An 8632-nucleotide genomic window follows, 5' to 3' on the forward strand; every position below is an offset into this window, starting at 1 on the left:
GGGGTCCTCGGACGACGATATCCGCCCGCTCGCCTTACACCGATAAAACAATGAAGACATCCCACCAGCGAGGGAAGGTACAATCATCCTGATCGCGTATATTATATTACCGTTAACAATCGCTAGTCTAACGGGATGCTCATAATCTTCGGGGTAATGATCAGCAAGTATGGCCAATCCCGTTGGCAGGTCTACGATCCAACCGGAAACCTCGGTGGAATCACCGACCTTAAGACAGTCCAACTGCAGCAATTCTTTAACGTCCACGTTACTCTCCAATTACAATCGCGTTTAACCCTCGCGCCATGTGCGCATCCATAAACTCACCAAGCACCCCCGCGGCCCTTTGGACGGATCCCGAGTCATATAGTATGTTACACCATCGACCACTTTCTTCCCGTCCACGATAATAAAATGATTTCCCATGTTTAGGATAACGTTGTTCCCAGCATCAAGCGCCCTATTCAACTCGCCCGGGAAGAAAATCGCTTCGGGTTTGTTTTTTATGCCATACTTGGATATCACTTCCGAAAGTTCAATGTAATTAACTCCAGTTGTACGGACCCCATTTTCGAATGCCGCAGCCACCTCTGCAATATCGACTGTCCTACCAGTTTTATCTGTGACCACCATCGCAGCACAGGTCGGTCCACATAACGGCCCACGGCCTTGGTTCAGACTTGCTCCAGGGGGGTCGTAGGGAATTATTCGTGGACTTTCGAGGCCTCCTGCCGCGCCGTCGGCCAAGACGTCGTTTGGAGCACTGCCAGTATCGGCAGAAAGTCCGTCTGATGGCTCTGGATTATATGCTTCCGTACCGTTACCTGGCTCGTGCACTGCACCATCTTTTGGCGTAGCAGGAACTTCGCTCAGCGTAGGGTTCTCTACACTTTTTACTGTGGCGAGCGTGTCGGTTGGCTTCAAGCCACCACTCTCTGGAGTGACGTCAATGCTTTTTGGTACGCCCGGGTTATCCTTAGGTACAGTCGCGGGTGTGTAAGTAACTGGCTCTAGCTTCGGTACCGACGGAGCTGTTGCAATTTTGCTACCCACGCCGGGGATGAGCTTACCTTCAACGGCCGCCTTGCCTAGCGTCGCCAATGCGCCTTTAGTTACCTTTACACCCACTTTGGCAAGCGTGACAGCAGCCTTTGCGACGTCGCCAACTCCCGATACAAGTCCCCCAACCTGCCAGATCAGCTCAGCGACGTTCTTCCCTAATGCCTCAGCATTTGTCTCGCCGCCAACCCGCAACGCCGTTTCCACTGCGTTCAGCTTGGTCGTAAGTTCGTTCAAAAAATCGTCCGCAACTTGGCCGCGTACCTCTTCGCTTGTAACGATCGCTTTCAAGCCCTTGACGCGAGCAACAGGATCCTTGAAGAAGTCCACCATCCCCTGCAGATCCGACATTCCCGCCTCGGCCAGACCTTTGACAAAACCGCTTTTTGTCAGCGCAGTCTGGTTCATACTTACGACGCCCCACTTTCCTAATACCTTCAAATACTCAAGTGTGCCCTTTGCAGCAGTGAGTTCCTTGTTCATCTGCACAACCTGCTGCGTCGCCAACCAATTGTTATCCGTCGCAGCAACCGAAGCGGAAGTCGCCGCGCTTGCGTCAAGGTTTGTGGCTGTCGCAAGACCGGCAACCAGGCTCGCGATCAGGTTCCGTTTTGCCTCAGCATCCGCTTTCGACTCGTCCGGCGTCGGATCCGCAAACAACTGCGTTAGCAGGCTGGAGGCCGCCGCGCCGGCTGCACCACTGGTGCATTGCTGACTACTGGCGGCAGCGCCTGCACATGCCAACATCGCGTGCACGGCGGCGTGCAACGGCGTACCTTCTGTGAGTTCGCCTTTTTCGACCAGGCTGCCGAGATAGGCTGCGCCTTGTTGCTGGGCGTAGTTGACCAGTAAAGTCTGGCCAAACTGTGCTGCGGAACCAGTAACATTTCCTGATGCGGCTGCAATCAGGGCAGTCGTCACCTGGCGGTACGTTCCCTTTGGCCCCCAATCGCCAGCCAGCTCCGCTGCTTCGTTTCTCAAGCCCTCTGCTTGGTTGGCGCGCTCCTCTCTCTGCGCATCCGTCAAGCCTGGTGCCTGAGCTTCAGCTTCCAGTTGCTTCGCTTTCGCCAGCTTCTCGTCCGCTTCCTGTGCATACTCTTGCAGCAGTGCGTTAGCCTGCTGGCCAAACGCATTCGTGACAGCAAAGGCCGCTTCGATCGCCGCCTTGTCGAATATGGGCTTCAGTGCGCCGCTCGAATCCTTCTCGCTCGACACATCCCTGTTCAACCCGGCGAGCGCCTCTTCGCCAGTTTTACCAGTCAGCTCCTGCTGCTTCTGTTCGTCGGTAATGGTGATGTCAGCGCCGCTGATGCCACTAAGGGTGGTACTGGATGCGCTGTCCGATGCGGCCATCGCGATTGGCGTGTTCATGCCCGTTCCGCCAGTTTGCATCGGCTTCCAGATGCCTCCCGCCACACCGGTTGTATCAGGCTCGCTTCCTTTGCCGCCTTTGTCGCCTTTCGTGCCGTAGCCGCCGCTCAGGCCGACGCTCTGACCTTTGTAGTCGGCGTGGTTTTCGATATCGCTGACCGTCAGCGATCCCGTCGACAGCGTGTTCTTGTGCTGTTCGATCGCCTCCTGCGTGCTGGTGACCACGGCCCCCTTCAGGTCCGTGTTGCCCTTGACCGTGATCTGGAAGCCATCCGAGCCGGCGCGGATGCCGCTCTGTTCCTGGACGCTGGCGTAGTCGCTGTGCAGGCTCGAGTTGCTGAAGCTGCCGTTGACGCTTACGCCGACGCCCGCCGTGCCACCAACGCTGACGCTCTGGTTCTTGCTGTCGAACTTCGCCGTGTCCTGAAGGCTTTCGATATTCAGGTCACCGCCAACGTTCATCACCACTTTCTGGCCCGTCGCGACCGCGCCCTTGATATTGGTATCGGCGCCGCTGACGATCTCGAGCTGCTTGCCGGCGTTGACATGCGAATTGAGCTGCGTCGTTCCTTCGCCATCTTCCTTGCCACGTCCCAGGCTGGCGTTGGCGGTAAAGCCGATCGACATGCCGTTGGTACCGATGGATGCGCCGATACCTGCCGCCGCGCTCATGCTCTTGGTATCGCTGTGCTGGGCCTCACGGTCCTGTGCAGCGACAAGATTGACCTCGTTGTCTGCCTGGAGCTTGACGTTCCCCTGCGCATTGATCTCGGAGCCGACAACGTTGATGTTGCTGTCTTTGCCTCCCCCCGTCGCGCGGATCGTGATGTCGTTACCGGCGGTAAGAACGCTGCCGGTGTTGACGACATTACTGGTGGTCTGGGTGTACTGGTTCTCCGAATGGCCTGCGGTCAGACTGATGCTGACGTTCAGGCCATTTTTAGCGATATCGCTGGCCGCGTTCCTTGCCGCCAGCGCGGTGGTGGCAGCCGCAAGCGCCTGCACCCGGCCGTCCTTGGACTGAGAGCCCGCGCTGGCCATGCTCTGTGCTGTCTGGATCGCATTGATCACCGAACCGCCCAGCGAAAGCGTCAGCCCGTCCTGCACCGTCTTCTGCTCGAACTTCCCTTTCGAGTCATCCAGGCCAGGGTCGATGGTGACGCTGCGGCCGTCCAGTGTCATATCCACGCCGGCAGCGAGATCGCTGCCGCTGACTTTAATTGCTTCACCCGCCGTGATATTCAGGTTGCCAGCCAACGAACCCACTACGCTGCGCGACTGCCCGCTTTGCGTAGTCGCATCGCGCGTCTGATCCGTGGTGGTCGTTCGTGTACCGTAGCTGAAGCCGAAGCCGCCCCCGCTGAGGAAACCGCTCTCCTTGACTTCCTTATGGTGCTGCTCCGTCAGCGTGCTGGTGCCGGCGACAATATTGACAGCCTCGCCTGCATAAAGCGCTACGTCGCCATCCCCGGCTACCGCGCTTCCAATGACATTGATATCCTTGTCGGCAAGAATATCGACGTTCGCACCCGAAATGCTGCTACCGATGGATTGACTGCTGGCCACGTAGTCGGCTTCGGTTGTAGTCTTGCTCTTGAACGTACTGCTCGAACTCCGTTTGGAAGCCGTGTCGGAAACATCGTTCTCCTGTACCGCAGCGATATTGACACTGTTCGTCGCGATGAGTTTCAAGGTTCCGCCCGAGCCGATCGCGCTGCCGGTGATGTTCAGGTCCGCCTTCCCGCCCTCGCCTGCATTGATCTTCAGATCCCCAGCCGACGCCACACCTGCCCCCACCACCGTTTGGTTCTGATGCACCTGCCGGTCGTACTGCTTGCTCTTCGGGTCGTTGAACAGCGACGTCTTGACTTCGTCGGTGACGGCCGCGATGTTGATCGCTCCGCTTGCCTCCAGCAGGCCCGTCCCGGTGCCGCTGGTACCGATGGATACCTGCGTACCCGTCAAGTTCAGGTTACCGAACGCCTGCACCGTCAGGTTGCCGCCCGTGGACAGCTGGCTCACTTGGTGGTTGATCGCGCTGTCGTTCTGCGTGAAACCGCTGATCTGCGACTGGTACGTGCTGCCCGTCTGCACCGTATTGAAGGTAACGTCGCGGCCGGTCATGATGCTGGCCGAACCGGCCGTGATCTTGCCGGCCAGGTCGGAAAGGTCGCGTCCTGCGAAGATGTCCAGCTTGCCCGTCGCCGTGATCGAGGCGACGTTCGACAGCGACGTATAGCTGCCGCTGTTGGGACCGAAGTCGTACGTCTGCTTGACGACCAGCGTCTCGTTGCGGATGTCACCGCCGGCGTCCAGCTGCACGTCGCCACCGGCGATCGTGCCGCCCTGGTTGACGATGTTCCGTTCGGCCACCAGCATCGTCCGACCATTGCCGCCGTCGATGACGCCGCCGAAGTTGGCGATGCCTTCCGTGGTCTTGATGCTGACGTTCTCGCCGGTCACGAGCGCCCCACCCGGACGCAATGCCTTGCCGTCCACGTGGGCCACGTACACCTTCGGTACCAGTACCGTTTCCGTGCTGCCGTCGGGCAGCTGGACCGTCTGGCTTTCCATCCAAACGATGTCGCTGGTCAGGCGCGCGACCTGGTCGGCGCTCAGTGCGATGCCGGGACGCAGGCCGAATTCGCGCGCGGCGCTGACGGCGTTCGTCAGCAGTTCCTTGTAGACCGTGTCGTCGCTGGCGCCGTTGGCCGGCTGGCGGCCCGTCAGTTCGGACAGCTGTTCGCGCACCAGGCGCTGTTCATAGAAGCCGTCGCCCAGGCGCTTCTGTGTCACGGCGGGGTCCATTGCCAGCTGGTTCAGCAGATAGTCGCTGCTGGTCCACTGGCCCTGGTTGGCGAACTGCGGGCGCGCTTCGTACAGGTAGCTGCCGCCGGCATCGGGATTGCGGATGAACAGGCCGCCCGGCGACACCTTCATGACGTTGCCAATGGCCGCGCCGCGCACGGCGGACGCGTTCTGGCCGGCCGCGTTGCCGGCGGCCGTGCGGACGTCGCCCAATGCCGTGCGGTTGTCCGTGCTGTTCACGGCGCCCAGCAGTGCGCCTCCATTGACTTCGCCACTGCCGCCCATCGCGCCGTTCGCGGCGGCGCCGTTGACGGCGCCGCTCGACGCGGCTTGCGCGGCGGTGCCAAGCTTGCTGGCACCGCCGCTGCCGGAAATCGAGCCGCTGGCCTCAGCCCCGTTGCGCGCTGTCAGGTCGGCGGCAGCGGCGATGGCGCCGAATGCGCCGGAAACGTTGGCGTTGCTGCGCGTGCCGCTGCCGGATGCACTGCCTGGCACGCCGCCGTTCGCACCGCTGCCCGCCGACGCATGGGCGCTACGACGCGGCCGCGCTGCGGTATCGATCAACGTGCCGCAGGCGCATGCCACGATCGACGAAGAAGCCAGAGAAGCCTCGCGTAAGCACTGCGACAATCCAATTTAGCGAAAATCGTCGAGCACACCGCACCTACGCGCCGCCCGGCGGTCGTCGCCGCGTTCGACGCCATCGGCATCGAGCCGGATGCCGAAGTGGGCAGCAAGGCCGCACAACGCGGCTTCCAGGTCCGCCAGGGCTATTTCCCGGACGCTCTGCGCCCGGACGAGACATTCGACGTGATTGTTTTCAACGACGTCATTGAACACATTCCCGACATCGGCAGCGCCTTGCGCGCCTGCCACGAGCACCTGAACCCGGGCGGCATCCTGATCCTGAACCTGCCCAACAGCCGGGGATTTTTTCTACCGGCTGTCCAAGCTGCTGGTCCGGCTGCGCATCGCCGGGCCATTCGAAAGGATGTGGCAGAAAAGCCTGCCCTCGCCGCATCTGCATTACTTCGACAACGAGAACCTTACCCGGCTCCTGGCCGGCGTCGGCTTCTCGCTGGTCTTGCAGCGCGAACTGCCCGCGCTGCGCGCGCAGGGCTGAAGGAGCGGCTGGGGTATGTGGGGAATCCGAATCCGTTGGTCTTGTGGGGGCAGTATGTTGTGATTCGTAGTTTGATTCCGGTTTTGCGGTTGTTTCCTAGCGATATTATTGTTGGGATTTATCGGCGCGAGGAGTGATGCAAGCCGCGCTCCATGCTGGAGACAGGCCGATTAGCGGACGAGTTCCTGACGACAAGCCCAGGGCCAATTATCGCACTTCGATCTCAATGGGTCGTGGCAACAAAGCCGAAAGCCAAGAGTAAGCCTGCTGCCAAACTTGCGACGCCGCGAATCCAGGCCATACGACAGAATCAATGCCATCGAACCGTTAGCAATACGGGTGAAATCACAGCCACCCCAGCCAGAAATGACTACCATGTGGCGGCAATAGCTGTACGCGTGCGCTTTGGAGCCGTATCCTGACGACGCCAAGCATTCTCGCTTCCAAGCGCGTTCATCTCTTGGAAGTCGAAGCTGTTTCTTACTGCATATCCGCTACCCAGCTCACCTTAGTGTTTGTGCCGAAGCAGCCTTCCCAAATGCAAAAAATCCTCGCGTTCGCCCTCTGCTCACCGAGAGCTGGCAGGATCTTCCATATCCCGACCGCGATCGAACGAGTCCGACCATGCCATCAGCTCTCCCAAGAGGAAGACTGATTGGTAACGCGCGAGGATCGATATCGCCGAATTATCCGCTTGTCTCGCCGTCGTCATGCAAGATCGGGTAGCAGAAGTAGTCGCACGTTAATCTGAGCATTTTCATCCGTATCCACCAGGTACAGCGTCTGACATATGCACCTCGGCAAGCTAGCAGATCTCGCGCAATACCGCTTTTGCGCTGGACGGGGAAAATACGGCAAAGCGGCGGGTTCCATCTTTTTCCAGTCAAGAATGCAATAGATCAAAATTTCAAGATAGAGCACAAGTTCATCATTCGCAATGCCCGGCACGTCTTGATGCACAAGGGCTATTTCTGTCTCTTGGCGCCATTGAAAGTCGCGCAGGCAGTCAGATACTGCATTCCAGTTGCCGCCAAAATACCATGGAAACGCCAGGGCCCGATCCAGTTCGGCGAAAAGGTCGTCTACCGAGGAGACGCCGCTTTTTACAAAACCCACAAATTCACCCGGGCCATTGACTCTCGGCATTACGTCATAATACGTGAATTCTTCTATATCCACCCACGCCCCCACAAACATGTTCATGCAAGTTCGTGCAAAGTCAAAGGTATCATGCCTTATGCCTTGCTACGAACTCGTCAATTTTCTTTTTTTTGGCAACTCCATAACCAAAATCCCAACAATCGAGCCTGGTCGTTCAACTCAAGAAGAACACCCCCGGCGCCGACTAACTTGGAAACCTCAACTGTCTCCCGCAACCTTGCGCGACCGCCGGCTTACGCTAGCGTGGTCCAGCGCGCGCCGGCCAGACGCAGTGCCTTGCCGTCCATGTGGCCACGTACCCTCTGTACTTGCACCGTTGCGTACTACAGTCTGGCAGCTGGACCGTCTGGCACCGCCGTTACCATATTTTTCTGACGCGCGACTGCTTCACGCATGCAATCCACGATGCAGTTCCGATCACGCCGTATTACCCATAATTCGCTTAATCACTTTCGCTGTCAGACGCGCCTGCCTCCTCCATTACGACCCCTATTGGGTAAGCTGTTCGAACTGTCGCGACACCAAAACACTGATAAATATTCTCCTTTTCTCGCCATCATCCTGATTTTTTCCTCCACCGCCATAGGTGATATGGTCGAGTGAACGCTTCGTACCGCGGATCATAATGTAATCCACAAAGGCCCGCATCAAATTATATCCCGGCCCGGGATAGAAATATAAGACGCACCGACTTCGCCATATTATTTACACTTAACCTTAAGATCCAAATCTTTCCGTATAGTAGACATCATATATTTTATCACACAACAATATCATATCGGACCCAGCGCGCCGCTCGAGCTCGGGATGAGTTCTATGCAACTCGAACGCGGCCCCTTTAAGGCTTCCAATCTTCTCACCCTCCACCACTACTTCGCTGGCGCAGAGAATAAATCTATTATGTTGCTGTCGGAGAAGAACCCAGCCAGCATTCGATTCTAGCAATACTAGTGCTTTTTCCACCAACTCGCATAGTCGGTCAGCATCGTCAGGATGTATATGAAAGGCCACATACAACAACGATTTGCCGTCCTCGGAAGTTGGCACCGAACTGTACCAGCCTCTTCTGACGATGTGGTTCAGTAGATCTAAAAATATTGCCAACGGAAG

3 protein-coding genes are annotated in these 8632 nt (G+C 58.1%); 1 reads left to right on the forward strand and 2 read right to left on the reverse strand.

What is annotated here, in order from left to right:
- Positions 1-291: 291 nt before the first annotated feature.
- Entirely contained in the window at positions 292-5802 is a 5511-nt protein-coding gene (locus E1742_RS11350; protein WP_134384974.1) for a hemagglutinin repeat-containing protein, read from the reverse strand.
- Between the two features lie 162 nt (positions 5803-5964).
- Between E1742_RS11350 and E1742_RS11355 the strand changes: the two genes are divergently transcribed.
- Positions 5965-6498, forward strand: a complete 534-nt coding sequence (locus E1742_RS11355; RefSeq protein WP_229466725.1) for a class I SAM-dependent methyltransferase — start codon at positions 5965-5967, stop codon at positions 6496-6498.
- A gap of 571 nt (positions 6499-7069) precedes the next feature.
- Here the strand turns inward: E1742_RS11355 and E1742_RS11360 are convergent.
- A complete protein-coding gene (locus E1742_RS11360) occupies positions 7070-7564 on the reverse strand; it encodes a barstar family protein (protein ID WP_206076748.1) in 495 nt (164 codons plus the stop codon).
- Positions 7565-8632 lie beyond the last annotated feature (1068 nt).

The organism is Pseudoduganella plicata (assembly GCF_004421005.1).
Taxonomy (GTDB): domain Bacteria; phylum Pseudomonadota; class Gammaproteobacteria; order Burkholderiales; family Burkholderiaceae_D; genus Rugamonas; species Rugamonas plicata.